This is a genomic window from Pseudohalioglobus sediminis (assembly GCF_008370495.1).
GTDB lineage: Bacteria > Pseudomonadota > Gammaproteobacteria > Pseudomonadales > Halieaceae > Halioglobus.
This window is the reverse complement of the sequence record NZ_VTUX01000010.1, coordinates 88947-112761: the sequence shown is the minus strand read 5'-3', so window position 1 is coordinate 112761 and position 23815 is coordinate 88947. Positions and strand designations below refer to the sequence as shown.

At 58.9% G+C, this 23815-nt stretch carries 15 protein-coding genes; 11 read left to right on the top strand and 4 right to left on the bottom strand.

From position 1 onward, the window contains the following. Positions 1-570: an aspartyl/asparaginyl beta-hydroxylase domain-containing protein gene (locus F0M18_RS18125; protein ID WP_149612879.1), complete on the bottom strand. Its 570-nt coding sequence runs from the start codon at positions 568-570 to the stop codon at positions 1-3. Further along, the gene (locus F0M18_RS18120; RefSeq protein ID WP_149612878.1) at positions 567-2444 is read right to left on the bottom strand and encodes a CocE/NonD family hydrolase; all 1878 of its coding nucleotides are present in this window, start codon (positions 2442-2444) and stop codon (positions 567-569) included. Before F0M18_RS18120 ends, F0M18_RS18125 begins: the two co-directional genes overlap by 4 nt. 305 nt (positions 2445-2749) lie before the next feature. Between F0M18_RS18120 and F0M18_RS18115 the strand changes: the two genes are divergently transcribed. From F0M18_RS18115 to F0M18_RS18095, 5 genes are all read left to right on the top strand, one after another. Then, positions 2750-5152, top strand: a complete 2403-nt coding sequence (locus tag F0M18_RS18115) for a TonB-dependent receptor (RefSeq protein ID WP_149612877.1) — start codon at positions 2750-2752, stop codon at positions 5150-5152. A 72-nt stretch (positions 5153-5224) separates the two neighbouring features. Then, a complete protein-coding gene (locus F0M18_RS18110; protein ID WP_149612876.1) occupies positions 5225-6850 on the top strand; it encodes a glycoside hydrolase in 1626 nt (541 codons plus the stop codon). Next, complete coding sequence (locus tag F0M18_RS18105; RefSeq protein ID WP_149612875.1) at positions 6850-9912, top strand: beta-galactosidase; 3063 nt, start codon at positions 6850-6852, stop codon at positions 9910-9912. Before F0M18_RS18110 ends, F0M18_RS18105 begins: the two co-directional genes overlap by 1 nt. Continuing rightward, a complete protein-coding gene (gene melB / locus F0M18_RS18100) occupies positions 9909-11306 on the top strand; it encodes a melibiose:sodium transporter MelB (RefSeq protein WP_223178009.1) in 1398 nt (465 codons plus the stop codon). The genes F0M18_RS18105 and melB overlap by 4 nt, the downstream gene beginning before the upstream one ends. 26 nt (positions 11307-11332) lie before the next feature. Then, entirely contained in the window at positions 11333-12253 is a 921-nt protein-coding gene (locus tag F0M18_RS18095; protein ID WP_149612874.1) for a hypothetical protein, read from the top strand. 2 nt (positions 12254-12255) lie between these two features. Here the strand turns inward: F0M18_RS18095 and F0M18_RS18090 are convergent, their stop codons facing one another. After that, entirely contained in the window at positions 12256-14274 is a 2019-nt protein-coding gene (locus tag F0M18_RS18090) for a tetratricopeptide repeat-containing sulfotransferase family protein (protein WP_188109797.1), read from the bottom strand. Positions 14275-14477: 203 nt separating this feature from the next. On the opposite strand from F0M18_RS18090, the gene F0M18_RS18085 reads away from it, so the two are divergent. The 4 genes from F0M18_RS18085 to F0M18_RS18070 all read left to right on the top strand — a co-directional run bounded on the left by F0M18_RS18085 (position 14478) and on the right by F0M18_RS18070 (position 20923). Next, positions 14478-15512, top strand: coding sequence for a UDP-glucose--hexose-1-phosphate uridylyltransferase (locus tag F0M18_RS18085; protein ID WP_149612872.1), 1035 nt, complete (start codon positions 14478-14480; stop codon positions 15510-15512). 2 nt (positions 15513-15514) lie between these two features. Continuing rightward, positions 15515-16660 (top strand): galactokinase, encoded by a 1146-nt coding sequence (gene galK / locus F0M18_RS18080; RefSeq protein ID WP_149612871.1) that lies wholly within the window; start codon positions 15515-15517, stop codon positions 16658-16660. Between the two features lie 373 nt (positions 16661-17033). Then, on the top strand, positions 17034-19205 hold the full coding sequence (locus tag F0M18_RS18075) for a TonB-dependent receptor (RefSeq protein WP_262500991.1): 2172 nt from the start codon (positions 17034-17036) through the stop codon (positions 19203-19205). Between the two features lie 107 nt (positions 19206-19312). Continuing rightward, on the top strand, positions 19313-20923 hold the full coding sequence (locus F0M18_RS18070) for a tetratricopeptide repeat-containing sulfotransferase family protein (protein ID WP_262500990.1): 1611 nt from the start codon (positions 19313-19315) through the stop codon (positions 20921-20923). Here F0M18_RS18070 and gcvA read toward each other — a convergent pair. Continuing rightward, positions 20905-21840, bottom strand: a complete 936-nt coding sequence (gcvA, locus tag F0M18_RS18065) for a transcriptional regulator GcvA (protein ID WP_149612869.1) — start codon at positions 21838-21840, stop codon at positions 20905-20907. The two genes, F0M18_RS18070 and gcvA, sit on opposite strands and share 19 nt — an antisense overlap. 186 nt (positions 21841-22026) lie before the next feature. Between gcvA and F0M18_RS18060 the strand changes: the two genes are divergently transcribed. Together F0M18_RS18060 and F0M18_RS18055 are read left to right on the top strand one after the other, a co-directional pair. Continuing rightward, the gene (locus F0M18_RS18060) at positions 22027-22803 is read left to right on the top strand and encodes an SDR family oxidoreductase (RefSeq protein ID WP_149612868.1); all 777 of its coding nucleotides are present in this window, start codon (positions 22027-22029) and stop codon (positions 22801-22803) included. A 22-nt stretch (positions 22804-22825) separates the two neighbouring features. Continuing rightward, on the top strand, positions 22826-23815 hold the full coding sequence (locus F0M18_RS18055; RefSeq protein ID WP_149612867.1) for an NADPH:quinone reductase: 990 nt from the start codon (positions 22826-22828) through the stop codon (positions 23813-23815).

The following is a 23815-nucleotide window of genomic DNA, read 5'->3' as shown; positions in this document are numbered from 1 at the left end:
TCAAGACAGTGTTAAGGCTGCCAACTCGCTGGCGGGGACATAGTCAAAGATGAAGTGAATCCGGTCATCATCCCCTTTGTTCATGACGCTGTGCTGAAGCTGGTTGTTTATCTCGTAGGCCCGGCCCACCTCAAACTTATACGGACGGCCATCGATGGTGAACCGGACCCGCGAATTAGTGCGGATCGGCACATGAATGCGATGACCGACGTGGAATGACGGGTGCGCATCGCGATGGGGCGTGATGACCGCGCCGCTTACCAGCCGCGCTGCCATCGCACGAATGACCTTGCCGCCAGGGCTGTAGTGCCCATGCAAAATATCGTCAATGACAGGGAGAGCCGCACGATGCAATAGCGCCCACGCTGACTCCTGTACGACTTTCGCGACAGGCCAGTGCTCGGTCTCGGCAAACAGCATCACCAGCGACTTGGTGTTGTAGTGGACGTCATACTGGGTCTGGCGGTGGCGATTTTCCTCCCAGTCTTCGTCGCTGGCCGAGTCGATGACGTGTTTCAATGGCAGGTGGTCGACCTCACCCAGATCTCGCACGGCCACATCAATGTTCAATTGCTTGAATCTCCGGCAACCTTTGTGCGCGAAACGTTAATGGGGAGGTCAATGTAACTGGCGTATTGGCCGCCAAGCAGCAGGCGGTTGCGGGCCGATATATAGCGAGTCTCATCGTAATTGTTGCCACCGGTGTTCAAATTCCGCTCCAGCCGCGGGTAGTTGGAACTGCTCACTTCTACGCGGATACGGTGTCCGGCCTTGAACGTATTCGCGGTGGTATGCAGGTCTATGTCGGCGACGTAGATGTCACCCGGGGTCATCATTTCAGCCTCCCGGAGGCTGTTGCGATAACGCATTCTGAGTGCCCCTTCCTGGATATTGTAAGCCGTGCCATCGGGATGTACGTCAACGAGCTTGACAGTAAAGTCAGTGTCCCTGGCCGATGAACTCACATACAGCCTCGCGAAAATCCGGCCGACCATTTCAATGTCTGATTCGAGAACCTCTGAAGTATATACCAGCACATCACGGCGCTGCTCAATGCCTCTCTGGTCGTAGCCGCCCGCTTCCGTGTCCGTCCCTGTGCAGCAGGTGTGGCCACCCAGTGATGGCACCGGATTTCCCGGGTCGTAGGTGAAGCTATCCTCCATTGACCTGATGCCTTGCGTCGTCGAAAGGACCCCGTCGCCCCGCAACGAGTTTGCGCCATTGACACTGCTGAAATACCAGCGTTCTGGCTGCACACCGGCGGGGGGCCATTGATTGGTAGACCTCCACTCGTTGTCGCCCATCTGGTAGTAGTGAATGCGGTTGCGCTCCAGTACACCGTTCTTCTCGCCCTTCATCCAATAGTTGTACCAGTCTATCTGGAGTTCGTGATGGGGGTAGCGGGCATCCCCCACCGGCCTTTCACCAACGGTGGTGTTTTCCGAGACTTCGTTGAAACTGCAATGGGTCCCTGGACCGATAACAAGATACTGGTGTTCGCGCGCTGCCTCGGTGCGCCCATTGGCACTGAACTGGGCGAACATCTCAAGTGTCTCGGTCGCGCCGTAGTCGTACCAGGAATCCATGAACAAGGCGGGAATGCTGAATTCGTCATCCGCCTGTACCAGGTCCAGGCCGCGGTAGTAGTCGCCGTCTGGTGCTGATTTGCGCCAGGTTTCAAAATCGGTGGGTGGGACGCCGGCCCGCTGCAGCACGTCGATGGTTGGCAGGCTCTGCAGTTCTTCCAGGTAGCGGGCGAAATCTACCGTAGGAGTCATCTCGATCTTGCCGCCGAACTCACGGAAAAACTCGCCGCGATCAACACCCTCGGGCGGCTGGGTGTAGACCTTGGAGCCACTGCCGGCAAACCAACCGGCGGTCTGGCCCAGTTCAAACACGCCGCCGCTCCATGCCTGCCAGGCGCGTCCCGGGGAGTAGTAGCCCGAGGCAGGCCACATGGGTACGGCAGTGACCAGTGCAGGGTGATTGGTGGCGGCCAGTACAACCTGGGACTCGCCCTGGTAGCTGCAGCCAGCCAGCGCCACCTTGCCGTTGGACCAGTCCTGCCGGGTAATCCAGTCAAGAGTGTCGACACCGTCTTCGCGTCGGCCCACGCCCACGTTGTAATCTCCGCCGGATTCATAGCGCCCCCGGATGTCCTGGATGGCCAATGCATATCCCTGGCTGACCAGTTCGATCCAGGCCGGGTCCCAGCCGAACACCTGGCGCTTGTTGTATACCGTGCGCACCAGAATAAGTGGTAGCTTGCCGTCGTACTCTTTCGGGAAGTAGAAGTCGGTGGACAACTCCACACCGTCGCGCATGGGGATCATCACGCTGCTGTTGTAGACGTAATCGAGCTCTTCCGCCTGCGTGCCAACGGATACGAAGAGCACGGCAAGTGCGAGTTGAGCACTCAGTAACAGCGGTGCCAACTTGAGCATGGGTGAATCTCCTGGGGGTTGTTTGGGGGCCCGAGCCTACTGCGCCAGTGCGGCGCAGGGCAAATGAGCGATTCTTCACTACTGGTGAATAAAGTTGTTGTATAAACCGATCATACACTGGCTTTTGGCAAGCAATCGCCTGTTCTCGGCTTGTCATGGTTGAGTTATTTGCAACCATGGCATAGTTATTCTCAGCTGCGGGGTGGGGCCATTCGGGGGAGCATTGGTTTACGATAGGACTCACGGCCTGGAGGCTGCCCGCCTCCCTGCCCAATTATAATTATCTGAATAAAGGCTTTGCTGCTATGAAGAGATCTCCTGGACGTTTCAGACTGCACCCCCTGACACGCGCCATTGCACTGGCAACCGCTACCGCACCGGTTGTTGCGCCCGCCATCGCCCAGGACCAGGGCGGACCTGTTCTGGAAGAAGTTATCGTCACTGCAACCAAGCGGGAAGTGAACATGCAGGACCTCGCCCAGAGTGTTCAGGCGTTCAACACCGAGCAAATTTCCAAACTGGGCCTGGACAACATGTCTGACCTGCTGCGAGCCATTCCCAGCATGTCCACGGTGACCACCTCGCCCGGTCGCAACGAGGTCGTGTTCCGCGGCATCAGCACCGGTAGCGGTGAGTGGCGGACTGATTCTGGGTCCGCCGTTTACCTCGGTGATGTGCCGATGACCTCTGCCACCCAGGCGGTAGACCCCCGCAATGTCGATATCGAGCGCGTGGAGGCACTGCCCGGCCCACAAGGTACCCTGTTTGGCTCCAGTTCCCAGTCCGGCGCACTGCGCATCATCCCCAATCGGCCAGATTTCTCCGGCACTTACGGTGCCGTCGATGTGGGTGGTACCTACATGGAGGAGGGCGATCCCGGCCACAAACTTGAGGGCTGGGTGAACCTGCCGATCATTGAAGACCGGCTGGCAGTGCGCGCCGCGGCCTTCGATGTGAAAACCGGCGGTTTTATCGACAATATCTATGGCACCAATATTTTCAGCGATGACGACAACGCTGATGTGGTCGAAGACGATTTTAATGAATGGACCCAGAGTGGTGTGCGGATTTCTGCGTTGTGGTCGGTTACAGAAGGCTGGGATGCTGAGCTAATGCTGATGCAGCAGAGCCAGAAATCCGAGGGTGACTGGAAGTCTGACCCCAATGCCGAAGGCGTGGGCGAGCTGGAAATCGTGCGCTTCCATAAAGATGAGCGGGAAGACGATTGGTGGATCACTTCGTTGACGGTTACAGGTGATGTTGGCTTTGCTGAATTCAAATCCATCACCAGCTACCTGGATCGCGAAATTACCTACGAGTTTGACGGTAATATCGACGGCCAGATTCGCGCTCAATCTGTACGCACCCCTGGTGAGTATATTTACTACAACGTTTGGTACGACACGGGTTTTCACCCCGAGACTGCAGTGAACGACCAGACGGCCGAGCGCTTCACCCAGGAGTTCCGCCTGGCCTCATACGGCGATTCTCGACTGCAATGGATGCTGGGTGCATTCTACGAGAAGACCGACGACGCCTGGGAGTACGCGTTTGCCCGAGTGGAAAACCTCAGGGACACGCCGTTTGGCCAGTACTGGGATTTGGGTAACTACATTCCCGACACCGACGACTGGTACGCTGAGGACTACAAGGCGACAACCGAGCAAATCGCGGTGTTCGGTGAAATGAATTACCAGTTCACCGATAACCTGTCTGCCACGGTGGGTGCACGCTGGTTTGAGTATGATCGCGATAGGGAAGAGTTCAAGAGCTGGCCCGAGGGAAATCCCTATGACACCGATATCTACGAAGGCACAGATGACGACACCCTGTTCAAGTTCGCGGTGAATTATGATCTGTCCGACGACAAGATGGTTTATTTACTCTACAGCGAAGGCTTCAGGCTGGGTGGCCATAACTCCATCAAGAATCCCTCGTCGCGCCTGCCGGATACCTATGATCCCGACAAGCTCACCAACTACGAGGCGGGCCTGAAGAGCGAGTGGCTGGACAACAGCCTGCAGTGGAATATTTCCGGCTACCTCATGGAGTGGTCCGATATCCAGCGCGGTATCACCGACCCGGATGACTGGACGGCCAACGGCACGGTCAATATGGGCGATGCCGATATCATGGGCATTGAAACCACCTTGGCGTACCAGATCACAAACAACCTGCGGGTGGATGCCTCCTACGCCTGGAGCGATTCTGAGTTGCAGGATGACTACTGGGCCAGCGACACCTTCGATCTCTCTGACCCCGGGCAGGACTGGCAACTGGGTGCAGACGGCCAGGAGCTCGCGATTGCACCGCCCTCCAAATGGTGGATAGGCCTAGAATACAACATGCCCGCGCTGATCGGGGGCATGGATGGCTGGGTCCGCTATGACCACAGCTGGCGCGACGAGATGTACCACGACTGGTGGAACGCCATGAATGCCGAGACCGGCTATGGTGGGCGCAAGCTGCTGGACGAAGCAGATGAGGGCAGCCTGCAACTCGGCCTGGTGGCCGAGGGCAATTGGGCGGTGACCCTGAGCGTCTGGAACATCTGGGATGACCGCAACGCCCAGTGGATCGACTCCGGCTACGATGGACGCTTCGGCCCCAACGGCACCTGGTCCGACGTGGGGCGCTATGTGAATATGCCCGGTTACAACCGGCCGCGGGAGTTCGAGCTGACCTTCCGCAAGGACTTCTCGTTCTAGTTTCTCTCCTTTACCCCGGGGCCGTAGCGCGGCCCCGGGGCGCCATTCCGGCAATCATTTCCGAGGTATGACGTGACTACATCCGGGCGTATTTTCCGCTGTGTCGGTTGCCTGTCGCTGCTATTTTCAGTGCTGGCATCGCGCGCGGGCGAAGCAACACTGCACATCAATATCCAGCAAACGCATCAACATATCGAGGCGTTCGGCGCTTCCGACGCCTGGGCCATCGACCCGGCGGTGAAGCAGTGGCTGGCCAATGGCGAGGGCGAGTCGGTGGTCGCGCTGGCCGACCTGCTGTTCTCGATTGAACGCGGCATCGGCCTGTCTGCCTGGCGTTTCAATATTGGCGCTGGCAGCGCTGAACAGGGCGAGGCGAGCCGTATCCCAGATCCCTATCGCCGGGCCGAGCTGCTTGTTGCAGCGCCCGGCAAACCCGTGGACGGCCGCAAGCAGGCGGGCCAGGTGCGTATGCTTAAGGAAGCGCGCGACCGTGGTGTTGGGACTTTCGTGGCGTTCAACAACAGCCCGCCCCACTGGGCAACCAAGAATGGCCTGACCCATCCGGCAGAGGGTGAGGGTATTGGGTCGACCAATCTCGACCCCGCTCGCGTCGATGACTTCAGTCGCTTCCTGGTGCAGGTGTTGCAGTACCTGCGGGGCCCCGAGGTCGGTGTGCCGGTGAATTACGTCAGCCCGGCGAACGAACCCACCTGGCACTGGCAGGACCAGACCCAGGAGGGCAATCGCTACAACAACGATGACCTGGCGGCGCTGTACCGCTCACTGCACCGTGCGCTTGAGGCAGCGGGCCTGGGGCACGCCGTGGAGATTGACGGGGTCGAGGCCCCCGAATACCGGGTGGCCCTGGCCGATGATTTACACAAGGACCTGTTTGGTGAGCGCTATTCCGGCGGTATGAGCAAAACGCCCCACGGGGATTTCAAAAACTACTTTGATGTCTTCCTGGGCGACCCGGAAATGCAGACAGTGCTGGGCAACAAGATTTCCCTACACGGTTATTTTTCCGAGAACAGTGCGCAGCGCCTTGGGCCCCTGCGCGACGCCATGGCCAAAAACCTGGCGCGAATTTCCCCCGCACCCAGCGTCTGGATGAGCGAGTACTGTGTGCTCGGCGGTCCCGGGGACGTGCGCGATTTCGATGGCCATGGCTTCGACGTCAACGACTACCACTACGCCGAACATGTGGCCCGGATTATCCACCGCGACCTCACTCGCCTCGATGTCAGCGCCTGGTTCTGGTGGTTGGCACTGACGCCTTACGACTATAAAGACGGGCTGATCAAGATCGATGCCGATCTCGCCCCCGAATCCATGCAGGCCTCCAAGGTTTTCTGGGTGTTGGGCCAATACAGTCGCTTTATCCGGCCGGGCTACCAGCGCATCGGCCTGCCCGGGTTTGATGATCTCCACGGGTTGATGGCTTCGGCCTATCGCAGCCCGGCGCAGGACCGCCTGGTGGTTGTCGTGGTCAATGCCGGTGAAGAAGCCGCCACACTCAGCCTTGGCTACCACGGCCTGCCCAATTCCCAGGTGGCGATGCGGCCGCAGCCTTATAAAACCGACGCCAAAACAGATCTGGGCTTTTCGCCGGGCCTGGTCGACGACGCGGGTAAGGTGACCTTTCCCGGGCACAGTGTGGTCAGCCTGGTGATTGATCTTGATACGGAAGCACGTTGATGAAAAAAGCAGTAGAAGCCTTGCGCTCGGCGCCCGCCGTAGACTGGCAGAACCCCGGTTGCGTCGGGATCAACCGGCTGCCGGCGCACTGTGGCCTGGCCTCCTGGCCCAGTGAAGCAGCGGCCAGGACAGGGCAGTCCAGCGACCGGGTGCGGTCGCTAGATGGCGAGTGGCGGTTCAGCTACTTCCCGCGCCCCGAGGCGGTGCCTGAAAGCTGGCTGCGGGAAGACCTGGCGGGCGCAGATACCATTTCCGTGCCGGGAAACTGGCAGATGCAAGGCTATGACAAACCCATTTACACCAACGTGAAATATCCCTTTCCGGTGGAGCCACCCGTGGTGCCTGCCGATAACCCTACCGGCTGTTACTCGCTGGCCTTCGATATGGCGGACGACTGGCTGCAGTCTGGCCAGACCCGCGTGGTGTTTGAGGGGGTCAACAGCGCCTTCTATGTAATCTGTAACGGCGTTTTTGTTGGTTACTCCCAGGACAGCCGTTTGCCGGCAGAATTTGACCTGTCCGCGTTCTTGGTCAGTGGTGAAAATCGCATCGCGGTGATGGTGCTGCGCTGGTCCGACGGCAGTTACCTTGAAGACCAGGATATGTGGTGGTTAAGCGGTATCTTCCGCTCGGTGCAACTTTTGCACAAGCCGGTGAGTCATATCGCTGATTTCCGGGTAACCCCGCACCACTGCCTGAAACCGCAGGCACAGCTCGATATTCGCGCGCAGGTGACGGCACCGGAGGGTCTTTCCCTGGCGGCCAGGTTGTACTTTGGCGGCGAACTGGTGGCCCAACAGAGCCAGCCGCTGGCAGCCGGCGCAGCTGGCCGGTTGCAACACATAGCGCTGACGGTGGACAGTCCGAAACTCTGGAGTGCGGAATGCCCGCAACTCTACCGCCTGACACTCGCGCTGATCGATGCGCAGGGCCAGGTGATCGAGGCAGAGGCCTGCAGTGTTGGCATGCGTGAAGTGGCCTTTGTAGATGGCCTGGTCTGCCTCAATGGTGAACCACTGCTGATTCGTGGCGTGAACAAACACGAGCACGATCCGGCCACGGGGCACGCGGAATCACTGGAGCAGGTTGAGCGCCACCTGAAGTTGATGAAACAAAACAACTTCAACGCGGTGCGCTGCTCCCACTACCCGCACCAGCGCGGTTTCTACGACCTCTGCGATCGTCTGGGCCTGTATGTGGTCGATGAGGCGAACATCGAGACCCATGGCATGGAGCCGATGAACGCCCTGGCCATGGATCCGGCCTGGAGCCACGCTTTCATGGAGCGCATGCAGCGCATGGTGGCCCGCGACTTCAATCACCCCAGTGTCATCATCTGGTCGCTGGGGAACGAATCGGGTTACGGTTCGGCGCACGACAAAATGTACCAGTGGACGCGCACAGCCGACCCCTCTCGGCCCGTTCAGTACGAGGGCGGCGGCGCAAACACACCGGTGACGGATATCATTTGCCCCATGTACGCGCGGGTGGACGAAGACTTTTGTTACACGCCGGATTCCGAGCCTGTACCGTCGCTGCTGACCTGGATATCGCGCGAGGGTGAAGATCGCCCGGTGATTCTATGCGAGTACTCCCATGCCATGGGCAATTCACTGGGTAACTTTGGCGACTACTGGGATGCGTTTCGCCGCGAGCCGCGACTGCAGGGCGGCTTTATCTGGGACTGGGTGGACCAGGGCCTGGATAAGTACACCGACGACGGACGCCACTATTGGGCCTATGGCGGTGACTTTGGCGATGCCATCAACGATCGCCAGTTTTGTATTAATGGCCTGGTGTTTCCCGACCTGACCCCACACCCGGCGCTGGAAGAGGCGCGCTACCTGCAGCAACCACTGCAGTTTGCATTGGTGTCTGACCAGCCCTTGACGGTGAGCGTCAGTAGCGAGCACCTGTTCCGCAGCACTGACAATGAACGGCTGTTCTGGCAGGTGGTGGCTGATGGTGCTTTGGTGGCGCAGGGTGAAACAGAACTGCGGCTTGCCCCTGGCGCTACCGAGCTGTTTGTACTGGCCGACGAACTACCCGATGCGGAGGAACAGTTGCTGCTGAACCTGCGTGTGGAGCAACCCGAGGCGACTGCCTGGTCTGAGGCGAATCATCTCGTCGCGCGCCAGCAAGTTGTACTGCGCGAGGCGCAAGCGGTGACCGCGAAGCCGCTGTTTGCCCAGGCATTCTGGGAGCATGACGAACACTGGGAAATCGTCGCCGGGGCCAGCCACTGGCAGGTCAGCAAACACACCGGTTCTGTAACCAGTTGGACCATCCGCGGCGAAGAACAACTCGCGGCACCCCTGGCAGACAACTTTGTCAGGGCGCCCCTGGATAACGACATCGGTGTGAGTGAGATTGATCGCCCCGACCCCAACGCCTGGCAGGTCCGCTGGGATAAGGCCGGCCTGTGGGACCTAGAGCACCTGTGCACCGATGTGCGGGTTGAGCCCGAACAGGGATTGGTGACCAGTGAGCATCAATACTGTTATGAAGGCAATCTTGCCGTGAGCACGATTTGGCGCATGCAATTTACCGAGGCGGGCGAACTGCAGTTGGACCAGGAAACGATTATCGAGGATTCGATGCCGCCCATGCCTAGGGTCGGCATCGTGCTGAACCTGGCGGCGGACCCCAGCAGCGCGCTCAAGACGGTCGCCTGGAAAGGCCTGGGCCCACATGAAAACTACCCCGACCGCCTGCGTGCGGCCGAACTGGGGCACTGGGAGTTGCCTGTTGCCCAGATGCACACGGACTATATCTTCCCCAGTGACAATGGCCTTCGCAGTGGCACCCAGGAACTGGACCTGGGAGGGCTCATCGCGCACGGAGATTTCTATTTCAGTGTCTCGCCCTACGGCCAGCGCCAGTTGCGCGCGGCCACCCATACCAGCGACCTTGTTCCCGGCGATTCGTTTTTCATCTACCTGGATGGTTATCATATGGGAGTAGGCGGCGACGACTCCTGGACACCCAGTGTCAAGCCGGCGTACCGCCTGAACGAGAAGCACTACCGCTGGAACATCACACTAACAGGCATAACAAAGTGACCCAGACCGCAATAGACAGTCCTATCCGCGACGACAAGGTGGAATTGAGCACCAAGATTTCCTACGGACTCGGTGCGCTGGGCAAGGACTTTGCCTGTTCAATCATCTACATTTTCCTGATGTATTACTACACCGACGTGGCCGGGTTGTCGGCGGCCTTTGTCGGCACGCTGTTCCTGGTGGCCCGCCTGGTGGATGCGGTGACCGACCCGATGATGGGGCTGGTGGTGGATAACACCCGCAGCCGGTTCGGCAAGTTTCGGCCGTGGATACTGATCGGCACCCTGGTGAACTCCTTCGCCCTGATTGCGGTGTTCAGCACGCATATGCTGACGGGCCCTTGGCTCTACGTGTACGCGGCGGTCACCTACATTCTCTGGGGGGTGACATACACCATCATGGATATTCCCTACTGGTCAATGGTGCCCGCACTATCCAGTCGCCGCCCCGAGCGCGAGCGTCTGGTAGTGTGGCCGCGAATTTTTGCCAGCATCGCCTGGATGTTGATGGGGGGCTACGGCCTCTGGGCAGTCGGTATTCTCGGGGATGGCAATGAAGGCGAGGGCTTTTTTTACCTCTCCCTGGCCATCGTGGTGTCGTTCTTTGCCAGCGCCTTGATCACGTTTTTCATGGTGAAGGAAAAGTTCAGCACGTCCCAGCAGGCGGCCAAGTTCACCTTCTCCGACGTGAAGAACATTATTCTCAGCAATGATCAACTGAAGGTGTTGATCGGTGTTGTGCTGACGTTCAATATCGCTATCCAACTGATCGGCGGATTCGCCATCTACTACTACACCTATGCAGTGGGTCGTGAAGATTTGTTCCCCACGTTTGCGCTGGCTTCCGGGGCAGCGGAAATTGCCGGGGTCTTTGTGTTTCCCTGGTTGTGCCGCGTCCTGCCGCGCCGCAAGATGTGGCTGATCGCCTGTGCCTTTCCAATGCTGTGTTCTGTGGTGTTGTTTTTCACCGGCGTGTTCTCACCTGAAAGCGCGCTGCTGGCAGCCATCGCCGGCGGGGTCCTCAAGTTTGGCGGTGGCCTGTCCAACGGCCTCTCCACGGTTATGCTCGCAGATGTCGTTGACTACGGGGAGTACCGCACCGGCCAGCGTTCAGAGAGCATTATCTTCTCTGTCCAGACCATGCTGGTGAAATTTGCGGGCGCCCTGTCAGGTTTCTTCATCGGTATCGGTCTCTCGGTGGTTGGCTATACTCCCAATATCGAGCAATCGGAAGAGACCAAACTCGGCCTGCGCTTTATGATGATTGGTACACCGTTTATTTTGGTGATCCTGAGTGCTCTGATCTACCGCAGCTGGTATAAGCTGCACGATCAGTTCCAGGATCGGGTGATCGAGCACATCACCACCCAGAAGGGCCAGCCCGCCCAGGGCTGAATCATCTTCAGTAGCAAGAGACAGCAATGACAACACTAATCGCCAGTTCCGTCGTACGTGGCACCCAGCAGGGCGACAGTCACGGTGGGGTTTACCTCGTCGATTTGAAGGCGCAGGAAGTTGAGCAGGTGCTCGACTGGAACACCATGGATATCAACTGGCATGGGCGGGGTGCCGATCGCGGTTTGCGCGGCATCGCGTTCGCGGGCGACACGGTGTTCATTGCCGCCAGTGATGAGTTGATGGCTTTTGATCGCCACTTCAAGCTGCTTGGCGCGTGGCGTAACCCGTTCCTGAAACACTGTCACGAGATCAGCGTGCACCAGAGGCAGGTGTTCCTCACATCTACCGGGTATGACTGCATTCTCGCATTCGACATCGAGCAGCAGCAATTCCACTGGGCCCTGCATGTCGAAGACACGGGCTATCGCTACGAAGGTAAGATCTTCGACCCCCGCGGTGATGAGGGCCCGTTGCAGTTGAACAAGTTGCACATTAACAGCGTGGTCGCCAACGACGATGGGATGTACATTGCCGGTGTGAAGAGTGGCGGCCTCATCCATTTCAATGGCAAGAAGGTCAATCTCAGTGCCAGCCTGCCGGCAGGCACCCACAACGCCCAGCCCTATGGCAAGGGCGTTTTGTTTAACGACACCCAAGCTGATTGTGTGCGATTTGCCAGTCGCGATCCGCAGGAGGACCGCGCCTTTAAAGTGCCGGTGCCGGCCGCGGAAAACATGACCGGGAAGGGGCTGGATGACAGCCGGGTTGCCCGGCCCGGTTTTGGTCGCGGTCTGTGCGTGCTCGGCAATGGATTGCTGGCAGCCGGTTCCTCACCCTCGACCATTTCTGTACACGACCTCAAGTCGGGAAAGACCATATTGAGCGTCATGCTCTCCACGGATGTGCGCAATGCGATCCATGGCCTGGAAGTCTGGCCCTTTTAGGTTTAGCCGGCTGCTGCTCTCACTGAGGGCGGCAAGTCATCAATGACATCGCCGAGTACTTCCTGCCATTCTCCCAGGTGTTTTTCATACTTTTGCCAGAGGCCCAGCGCGCTGGTGTAAATGGGCTGGCGCACCTGCTCTGAGCTTGCCGTTTTGACTGCGCGCTCCGTCTCGTAGTAGCGCAGGCAGTTGTCCTCAAAGGGCAGTTCGCAGTAGTCGAGAATTTTCCGGACCTGTTGTTCCAGGTCTGTCACAGTGTCTTCGTAGTGCACATCCAGCACGCGCCCCGGCAGTACCTCGTGCCAGTGATCCATGATGTCCACGTAAGTGTGATAGAACTCGGCAAGTTCGAACGTGTCGTAGGTGAAATGCTGACCTTTGGCAAACAACTGCTTGTAAACGCCCAGGCAGCTGTCCAGAGGGTGCCGTCGGGTATTGATGATTTTTGCGTTGGGCAAGGTCATTGCGATCCAGCCCACGTGAATAAAGTTGTTCGGCATCTTGTCGATAAAGAACGGCGCGCCCTCAACCCGGTGGCGCTGAACCTGCTGCAGGTATTCCTTGCCGTAGGCTGCAAAGTCACGGGGCGTGAAACTGTTTACCGTACTGGGATAGACCAGGCCATCGTGGCGGTATTTTCCGGTGCCGGTCGCGATGGCTGCGAGGTTTGGCAGCTCTGCGGTGCCCTCCACCTGGCTGTGGGATGCGAGAATCTGCTCAATCAGGGTTGAGCCGGAGCGGGGCATACCGACAATGAAAATGGGTGCTGCATCAGGGTGGCCCCAGTCGCGAGATTCCGCCATCCGTTCTGCGGTGAATACGTCGCGCAGTTTCTGCAGGTGCATCTCGTTCTCCACCGGGTCGTAGTCCACCCGGGTGCGCTGCAACTGGTTGCCTTTGTGGTAGTGATGCCAGGCCTTGTCATAGTTGCGCTCGTCCTCGTAAGCCTTGCCCAGCGCGAAATGGAAATTTACCTGTCCCTGTTCAGACACTTCGCCACCGGCCAGTTGCGTTTCCATGGCGTCCACTTCTTCCGGTTCAAAGTGGAAGATCTTGAGATTGGCCATACTCCAGTAGCTCTCGCCCAGGCTGGGTTTGATGCGCACAGATTCCCGGTATGCCGCCAGTGCTTCCTCCTGCTTGCCAATTGTCTTGAGCATGTGAGCCAGTGCCATATGGACAGAAGCAACGTCCGGATTTAGACGTATGGATTCGCGATAGGCTGTCGCGGCGGCTTCCACCTCGCCGAGGTGAGCACGTGCACGGCCAAGCCCGGACCAGGCCTCGTCGTTGTCCGGCTTGAGTTCTACCCAGCGCTCGTAGATTTCCGCGGCTTCTTCGCTTTTGCCGTTCTCGATAAGAATGCGGCCGAGGTTGCCCAGCGCCTGGTGAAAGTCGGGTGCGATGGCAATGGCCCGGCGCAACAGGGCTTCGGCATCGTCGATGTATTTGCCTTCGGCGTGGTACACCATAGCCAGAAAGCGCATGGCGTCGACATTGTCAGGGTTGCTGCGCAGTGCTTTTTTCAACACGGTTTGCGCTTCGGCCATTCTGCCGGCGCGCCAGTGTTCCGCGCCTGTGGCCACCATTGCGGCCTCGGAATCGTGATCCAGGTAGCCTTCCATCGCCTCATCGATTTCATCGTGGCGCCCGGTGGCCTGCAGCGCCTGGGCGAGTTTCTTGTGCGCGCTGCTCAGCTGTGGGTCAAGTTGGACCGCCCGCTTGAGCGCTTCAATAGCGCCATTGTGGTCGCCGCTCATCCCGCGGATATTGCCCAGGTCTTCGTAAAGCGGTGCGAAATCCGGCGCCAGTTTAATCGCCATTTGCAGCGGCTCCAGAGCAGCGCCGATTGATCCGCTGTGCACCAGGGTGCGCGCGAGCAACTGCAGGTGTGGCACTGAGCCCGGGTGGTCTCTCAGGTAGTTGCGACAGAGCAATTCTGCCGCCTGCAGGTCGCCCTGGCGAAGCGCCCCGACGACGGTGGCGATGGATTGTTGCTGCTTTTGTGTGGCGGTTTGCATGGTGGGCGCATCTCTAGTTTTTTGTGCAATCGCAGTGACGTGACATCGCTGATTCGTTGTTGTTGCGATCGAGAAATAAAGTGTCATGGAACAGCGCAAAAATTGCAATTTTTACCGTGTTTTTTGCTGCGGAGTCGCGACAGGCGCCTCGCGGAGACGTAGAATATCGCCTCGGTTCTGGAGTAGCAATCTGAGAGGAGTCTATGGCCAGTTTCAACCGCGAAGATAACCCCCATCGCAGGCGAAATCCTCTCACGGGAGACTGGGTATTGGTGTCGCCCCACCGGGCCAAGCGCCCCTGGCAGGGTCAGCTTGAAGACGCCGACGAAAGCGCGCTGCCCGCGCACGATCCATCCTGTTATCTCTGCGCGGGAAATACCCGTGTAAACGGTGAAGTGAACCCCGATTATCGTGGCCCGTGGGTGTTCGACAACGACTTTGCCGCGCTCAAGGACGAAGGTCACAAGCACCGCGAAGACGACCCCCTGATAGCGATGGAAGCGGTGTCCGGGACCAGTCGCGTGATCTGTTTTTCCGAGCGGCACGACCTGACGTTGCCTGAACTGCCGGTGGCTTCGGTGAGAGCGATCGTGGACACCTGGTGTGAGCAATGGCAATCGCTGTCGGAGCGCTTCAAGTGGGTGCAAGTCTTTGAAAACAAGGGAGCAATCAATGGTTGCTCCAATCCGCATCCCCACGGCCAGATCTGGGCCAGTGACTTTTTGCCTACCCTGGCAGCCAGGGAAGACGAGCAGCAGGCAGGGTACTTCCGCGACCACGGCGCAGCGATGTTGCTGGATTATGCCCTGCGTGAACGGTCCGAAGGCGAGCGTGTGGTCAGTGCCAATGACCAGTGGTTGGCTGTGGTGCCCTGGTGGGCGAGTTGGCCGTTTGAGACGCTGTTATTGCCGCTCAAGCCGCTGCGCCACTTCGGTGAGCTCGACGCCGGTGGGCGCGACGCGCTCGCAGAAATTCTGCGCGACCTGACTACCCGGTACGACAATCTGTTCAATTGCTCCTTCCCCTACAGTATGGGATGGCACGGGGCACCGGCGGGCAGTGAGGCCGATCACTGGCAGCTGCACGCTCATTTCTACCCGCCTTTGCTGCGCTCAGCCACGGTAAAGAAATTCATGGTGGGCTACGAAATGCTCGCTGAGGTGCAGCGCGACCTGACCCCGGAGCAAGCGGCCCGGCGCCTGCGCGAATTGCCCTCAATACACTACAAGAGCAAATAATCATGCGTAAAGAACTACAGCTGGCCTTTGAGCATGCCTATGGCGCCGCGCCCGCGGCGGTCGTTCGGGCACCCGGCCGGGTCAATATCATCGGCGAGCACACAGATTACAACCAGGGCTTTGTCCTGCCCTGTGCCATCGCTTATGAAACCCTGGTCGCTGTGCGGCCCCGTGAAGATCGCGTCATCAATGTGGTGGCCCTGGACTGGGACGCCCAGACAGACCGATTTGACCTCGACAGCAAGGTGGCTTCGCACCCGACCCAGCAGTGGAGCAATTATGTGCGCGGTGTTGCCGTGGAATTGCTCAAGCGCGGCTACGACCTGCGTGGCTGCGACCTCGCTATCACTGGCAATGTGCCTCAGGGTGCCGGCCTGAGCTCATCAGCCGCGCTCGAAGTGGGGCTGGCAAAAGCGCTGTTGCTGGCCAGTGGGCTGGACGCGTCCCCGCTGGCGCTGGCCAAGGTCGGGCAGGCGGCGGAGAACGACTTTGTCGGCTGCGCCTGCGGGATTATGGACCAGTTAATCAGTGCTGCCGGTATTGCGGGGCAGGCACTGGCGATCGATTGCCAGGACCTGTCCATGATCCCTGTCAGCCTGCCGGGCACGCTCAGCCTGTTGATGATTAATTCCAACGTCAAACGCGGCCTGGTCGACAGCGAGTACAACACCCGGCGCCAACAGTGTGAGGCAGTGGCAGCGCACTTCGGGGCCAGCAGCCTGCGGCATGTTTCGCTGGAACAGCTGGCCGCAGCGGCAGGTGAGCTCGACCCGGTTGCGGCCAATCGCGCGCAGCATGTGCTGGAGGAAAACCAGCGGGTGCTCGATTCGGTCACCGCACTGGAGCAGGGCAACCTGCCGCGCCTTGGCGAACTGATGGCGGCGAGTCACGCCTCCATGCGCGACCTGTTTGCAATCACAACTCCAGAGATCGACCTGTTGGTGGAGATTCTGGCGGGCGTCGCGGGCGAGCAGGGCGGCGCGCGCATGACGGGCGGCGGCTTCGGTGGCTGTGTCGTAGCGCTGCTGCCGGAGCACCTGGTGGCGCCGGCTATTGCTGCGGTAGCTGGGCGCTACCAGGCGGAGACCGGCTTGCAAGAGACTGTCTACACCAGCCAGCCCTGCCAGGGAGTCTCGGTCCTGCTATAGGGCTGATATCCGCCCTGCCGTTCCCGGTCGCTCGGCCGGGAAGGTTATGCCATACCTGCGCTTGGGCTCGGCCGGTTCGAATGATCAGTGTTCAAGCGGCCTTTTTCGAATATACATAAGATAATCTCATGTGTCGTGCAAAATTCCTCGTTTGCCGCCATGGCCTGCCCACGCGTACTCTCCTGACAGGTGGTAACACACCTTTGCATAACTATAAACATCGGAGAAAAACATGGCGCGCAAGACCAACCCTTGCCCTAGCACATCCGCTCCATTCAAACGCCGCTATCTATCGCAGAGTGTTGGTCAGATTGCGCGAGCGGGCCTTATAGCTGCAGTTGCGGGAGTACCTGTAGCCCAGGCACAGGATTCAATGCAACTGGAAGAGGTTGTTGTGACCGCTACCAAGCGGGCAGCAAGTCTCCAGGACGTTCCCATCAGCATTCAGGCCCTGGGCCAGGACCAGTTGGACGACCTGAATATCACCAATTTCCAGGACTACGTGATGCAGTTGCCCTCTGTGTCGTTTACCCAGCGTCGGCCAGGCCAGGCCAACCTGTTCATGCGTGGAATATCTGACGGCGGCAATAGTAACCAATCGTTGCAGGGGCCGTCCGTAGCGGTATACCTGAATGAGCAGCCGGTGACAGCCATTGGTTTCAACCTGGACGTTCACGTCTACGACGTCGAGCGCATCGAAGTACTCATGGGGCCCCAGGGTACCCTCTACGGGGCTGCCTCACAGGCAGGAAACTTGCGAATCATAACCAACAAGCCCAGCACTGATGGATTCGAAGCGGGCTTTGACCTGTCGGCGGAAACCATATCTGACGGCGACAACGGCTACATGGCCGAAGGTTTTGTGAACATGCCCCTTGGCGATTCAGCGGCCTTGCGCCTGACCGCCTGGTGGGATGACGATGGAGGCTATATCGACGCTGTACCCGATACCATCACTTATCCACTGAGCGGCATCACCCGCAATAATGACGGTTATGTGAAAGACGATTTCAATACGTCTGAGAAGCGGGGGCTGCGCGCAGCTTTGATGGTCGACCTGAACGACAGCTGGACCGCCACTGCCAGCGCAATGTACCAGGAGCTGGAGTCGGAAGGCGTGTGGGACCACGATCCCACCGAGTTCGACGACTTTGAAGTTGACCGCTTTTTCGAAGACAGCCAGGAAGACGAATGGGCGCAATTCGCCCTGACCGTTGAAGGTGATCTGGGCTTCGCGGACCTAACCTACGCCGGTTCATACCTCGACCGGGACTTCGACACCTACAACGATTACTCACACTATTCCATAGACGGCTTTGTTGAGCCTTACTACACCTGTTATGTGTCTTACTTTGGGCCCTGTGTCGATCCAAGTATTCAGTACTCCAACCATTCGGAAATGACCTTCCAGACCCACGAACTGCGGCTGGCCTCCCAGGGTGAGCGAGTCGAATGGATAGTGGGCACCTTCTACTCCGAGCAGGAGACCGCCTTCGACAGTCGTTGGTCTGTGCCAACTATTAACCCCGGTGCGGCGGTGGAGGACGATCTTTATTTTCAGACTGACCAGATACGCGAGGACAGCGAAGTCTCTGTTTTCGGTGAGTTGACCTACCGTTTTACTGATGCGCTGGCCGGCACAGTGGGCTATCGCTACTTTGACGGCGAAACCACCCTGGAAGGCTTTGTTGGTACGGTTTTCTGGCCAAATTGCTGCTTCGGCTTCTCACCCACCCGTCCGCCCGATAATGTTGACAGTAAGGCAAGCTATGACGATGGCACCATGAAGGTGAACCTGACCTATGATATCTCTGACGATGTCATGGTGTACGGCACCTACGCAGAGGGCTATCGCCCGGGTGGCGCAAACCGCTCTCCCGGTGTTGGCGAAACCTATGACCCGGATTTCCTCGATAGCTATGAACTGGGCTTCAAGAGCACCCTGATGGACGGGCGCCTGCGCCTCAACGGTGCGGTCTACTTCATGGACTGGGATGATATCCAGCTCGGTTTCTTCAACCCGGACATCTCCCTGCTGGGCCTCGTCGACAATGTCGGTACCGCTGAGAGTAAGGGCTTTGAGTTCGACACGACCTTCCTGGCGACTGAGAATATCGAGCTGTCCCTGGCCTACGCCTACAACCAGGCAGAGCTGACCGAGGACTACTACGCGAATGACAGTTCAGCTGTACCGGATGCAGAAGACGGCCAGGACCTGCCGTTCACGCCCGACAACAAGTACACGGCAACTGCTCGTTACACCTTCGACATGTTCCAGATGCCGTCCGCCCTGCAGGTGAACTACGCCTACACGGACGAGATGTACAACGACCTGTTCCTCTCCAATCGCGAGAAGATGGATGACTACGGCCTGCTGAGCGCAAGCCTGCGCGTCGAAGGTGATGGTTGGCATGCGACGCTGTACGGTGAGAACCTCACCGACGAGGTGGCCGAGCTGTACATCAATAGTGTCGATATCCAGCGCCTGGTGACGGTAAACAAGCCGCGCACCTTTGGCGTGAGTTTTGGTATGCGCTTCGATTAAGTGTGTTTGCGGTGTAGTACCTCCTGCCGCCGCCCGTAAGGTCGGCGGCTTTTTTTTTGATCCCTCTGGCCCTAGACTGGATTAACCTGATTGATAGTGAGTCACCTGTGAATTCCCCAAGCACCAGTACCCAGCTGCCGACGCCTCTGCTACATGCGGCCAGGCATATCGCTGCGGGCGAGTTTGCCAAGGCCGAGGCTCTACTTCGGCCGTTTGTGCACGATAACCCCGCCGATGTGAACGGTATCCGCATGCTTGGCGAGGTGGGCATGGCGTTGGGCGCATTGCGCGACGCTGACCGATTGCTGGCCCGGGCGGTCGAGCTGGCACCAGATTACGATGCAGCCCGATATGCCTGGGCGAATGCGCTGTACAAGCGGCATCGCTACGCCGATGCGCTGGCACAGTTGGACTTGTTACTGGCCAAAGAGCCGGACAATGCGGCCTGGTTGACGCTGAAAGCAGCCAACCTGGTGGAGATTAATGAGCACGCGGATGCGTTGCCGATTTTTGAGCGTATTCTCCAGATGCATCCGGATCATCGCCAGGCCCATTTGAGCTACGGTCACGCCCTGCGCGCCGTCGGCAGGGTAGAGGGCTGCGTCACCGCCTACGAAAAATGTATTGCTCTGGACAGCGGTGCCGGCGAGGCCTACTGGAGCCTGGCTAACCTCAAAACCTACCGTTTCAGCGACGAGCAGATCGCCCATATCGAAGGCCTGTTGCAGAACAAGAAGTGTCCCTTCCGCGACTACTATCACTTGCTGTTTTCCCTGGGCAAGGCGCGGGAGGACCGCAAGGAGTACCGCGAGGCTATGGCCGCCTACGTCAAGGGCAACCAGGTTCGGGGCCGCAACGTGCCCTGGGACGGCCGCGCCTTTCACGAGGAGTGCCAGCGCCTGCGCAGCTTCTTTAGTGAACAACTGTTTGCCCAGCGCGAGGGGCAGGGCTGCCAGGCGCGCGACCCGATTTTCGTCGTGGGTCTGCCGCGGGCCGGCTCCACCCTGATCGAACAGATTCTGGCGAGCCACTCCCAGGTTGAGGGGACCGCGGAATTGGCCGATATGATGGCGCTGGCGCGCAAAATCGCGGGCAAGCAGCGTCGTGACGACAAATCCCAGTACCCCGAGGCGCTGGGTGCCATGGATGCCGAGCAGCTGGCATCAATGGGGCAGGGGTATCTGGACAGCACGGCGGTGCAGCGAGTCACCGACGCGCCGTATTTCATCGACAAGATGCCCAACAATTTCGTTCACGTGGGCCTGATTCACCTGATCCTGCCCAATGCACGAATCATCGATGCCCGTCGCCACCCCATGGACTGTTGTTTCAGTGGGTTCAAGCAGCTGTTTGCCTCGGGCCAGGGATTTACCTATGGCCAACAGCGCATCGGCCAATATTACCGCGAGTACGTCGAGTTGATGGACCTCTGGGACGCGGTGCTGCCCGGGCGCGTGCATCGCGTGCAGTACGAAGAGATGGTGGCGGATACGGAAGGCCAGGTGCGGCGCCTGCTGGATTACTGCGGCCTGCCGTTTGAGGAAGCCTGCCTGAATTTCCACGACAATACACGCACCGTGCGTACAGCCAGCTCAGAGCAGGTGCGCCAGCCGATCAATCGCAGCGGCATGGACAGGTGGCGTCCCTTCGAGCAGTGGTTGGATCCCCTCAAGGAGTCACTGGGGCCGGTGTTAGAGCGCTATCCCCTCGACAGCTGAGGCAGGTTGGGGTCGTTCTGCACCTCAGTTATCAGCCAGGTGCTGAGCGCTTCCAATTTCGCCGTGTGGCGCTTTTCACTGCGGTAGGCCAGGTACCAGCGATTGGTATTGGGCAGGCGTTGGTCGGGGAAAAGTTCTATCAGGTCGCCGGATTCCAGCTCGCCTTCCAGATAGGGTTGCTGGCCCAGGGCAATGCCTATGCCCTGTACCGCACTGGACAGGGCGACGTCATAGCTCTCCAGTTGTAGCCCAGAATCCGGCGACACACCGCTGACCTCATTGCCTTCCAGCCATACGTACCAGTCGCCGCCCGAGGGGTAGACCTGCAGTAATGGGTGGTTGGCCAAATCTTCCGGTTGCTCGATGGGGCCATTCTTTTCCAGGTAGCCCGGACTGCATACGGGAAACAACTCGCAGTCGAACAGGAATTCATAGTGCAGGTTGCTGTCAGTGGGTTGGCCCACCATGATCGCCGCATCGATATCCTCCTGGGCGAAATTGACGTCCGCCTGGGAAGTGTGCAGCCGCACCTGGATATTCGGGTGTGCCTCCTGGAAGCGCGGCAATCGCGGTAGCAGCCAGCGCATAGTGAAGGTCGAATACACGTGCAGGGTGAGCACGGACATCGACGTTTCCTCCAGCAGCATCTGGGTGCCCTCCCAAATGCTGTCGAAGGCATTGCGCAAAATGGGGTAGAGCATGTTGCCCTTGCGGGTTAGCTCCACCGCCCGGGTCTTGCGGGTGAACAGGCTGGTGGAGAGATAGTCCTCCAGGGCCTTGACCTGGTGGCTCACCGCCGATTGGGAGACCGCCAGCTCTTCTGCAGCATCCTTGAAGCTCTGGTGCCGGGCCGCGGCCTCAAAGGCGCGTAAGGCGTTCAGCGGGGGAAGTTTGCGTCGTTGCTGGAATCCTGTCACAACACTCTCGAGTTAGAATTTTTCTGGTGTACATGTGTCGGGTTAGCTTACATGATAGCTACTAGATAGAAAATGGTGAGTATTTTTCATGTGTGCATGGATTAAAATCATTTGCGCCCTGACCGGGTGACTGCCAGCATTGGCGTCAATAAAGATGGGCCGTCAGGCCGCTGGCCGAGGAAAATAATGAGTGAACATCGAGTTGCCCTGGTAACTGCCGGGGCATCGGGTATTGGCCGAGCGATTGCCGAGCGCTTGTTGGCAGATGGTATCAGCGTGCATATCTGTGACATCAACGAGACAGCACTGCATGCCTGCACTAACGAGTTGGTCGGCATCACTGGCAGTTGCTGCGACGTTTCCGACGCCACCCAGGTAGAGGGTCTGTTTGCTGAGATGGCGACGCATTACGACCGACTGGATATCCTGATTAACAACGCCGGTATCGCCGGGCCCACCGCTTCTGTGGAAGATATTGCGCCCGAGGATTGGGATCGCACCATTGCAGTAGACCTGAACAGTGCATTTTACGTCACGCGTCTGGCGGCGCCGCTCTTAAAGAAGAGCGGGGGCAGTATCGTCAACATGGCGTCCAACGCCGCACTGTTTGGCTTCCCCCTGCGCTCTCCCTACACGGCTGCAAAGTGGGCGATCATTGGTCTGACCAAGACCTGGGCGATGGAACTCGGTCCTGACGGGGTCAACGTGAATGCGTTGTGCCCGGGCAGTGTTAACGGGCCGCGGATAGAAAACGTGATTAATAAGGACGCCAAGGAGCGAGGTGTCAGTCCGAATGAAATACGCGACGTCTACCAGCGCCAAAGTTCCATGCGCCTGTTTGTAGATGCAGAGGATATCGCGGAGACCGTGCGCTTCCTCTGTTCCCCCGCCGGTCACAGTATTTCCGGCCAGGCACTGGGCATCGACGGCCATACAGAAGGCCTGTCCAACTGGCTGGGTTAAAGCGATTCAAGGAGTTATGACAATGAAAGCAGCCTGGTTCGAAACCTTTGGCTCTGCGCAGGACGCTCTTGTCCTGGGCGAACAACCCACACCCGTCGCGGGTCCGGGCGAAGTCCTGGTGCGCCTGCACGCCACGGGCGTGAATCCCTCGGATGTAAAAAAGCGCGCCGGTGCCTTTCCCAACCTGCTCGATGATGGCCTGGTGATTCCCCACAGTGATGGCGCCGGTGTGATTGAGGCCGTGGGCGAGGGGGTGGCCCCGGGGCGCGTTGGTGAGCGAGTTTTCGTTTACCAGGCACAGTATGGCCGCCGACTGGGCACGGCTGCCGAGTATGTGGCACTGGACGAGGCGCTCGCGCCCCGCTTGCCCGACGAAGCGTCCTTCGACGTTGGCGCCTGTGTCGGCATCCCCATGATGACAGCGCATCGCTGTGTGTTCGCCGATGGTGATGTCGCCGGCCAGACTGTCCTGGTGACTGGAGGTGCAGGCCGTGTCGGTTACTACGCTATTCAGTGGGCAGCCCAGGCCGGTGCGAAAGTAATCGCGACCGCCAGTAATGCCGCGGACGAGGCCCTCTGTCGTGACATGGGTGCCAGCGAAGTCGTCAACCACCGCAGTGAGAGCTGGGGCGATCAGGTGGTGGCTGCGAACGGCGGTGACAAGATTGATCGGGTGGTCGAGGTTGAGTTTGGCGTCAACCTGCCGGAGGTCCTCAAGTGTGTGCGTATTGGTGCCACTATTGCCACCTATTCTTCTACCGTGGTGCCGGAGCCCAGCCTGCCGTTTCGCGACATGATGTTTATGGATCTCACTGTCCGCATGGTCATCGTCTATGCCATGCCCGAACAGGCGAAGCAGGACGCGATTCGCGATACCTGCCACGCCCTGGAAAATGGCCGACTGCAGCATCGCATTGCCTACAGCCTGCCGTTCAATGAAATGGCGCGTTCCCACGAGCTGATTGAGCAGGGCGGTTTCGGTGGCTGCGTTGTCGTGCGGATCGACGACTGA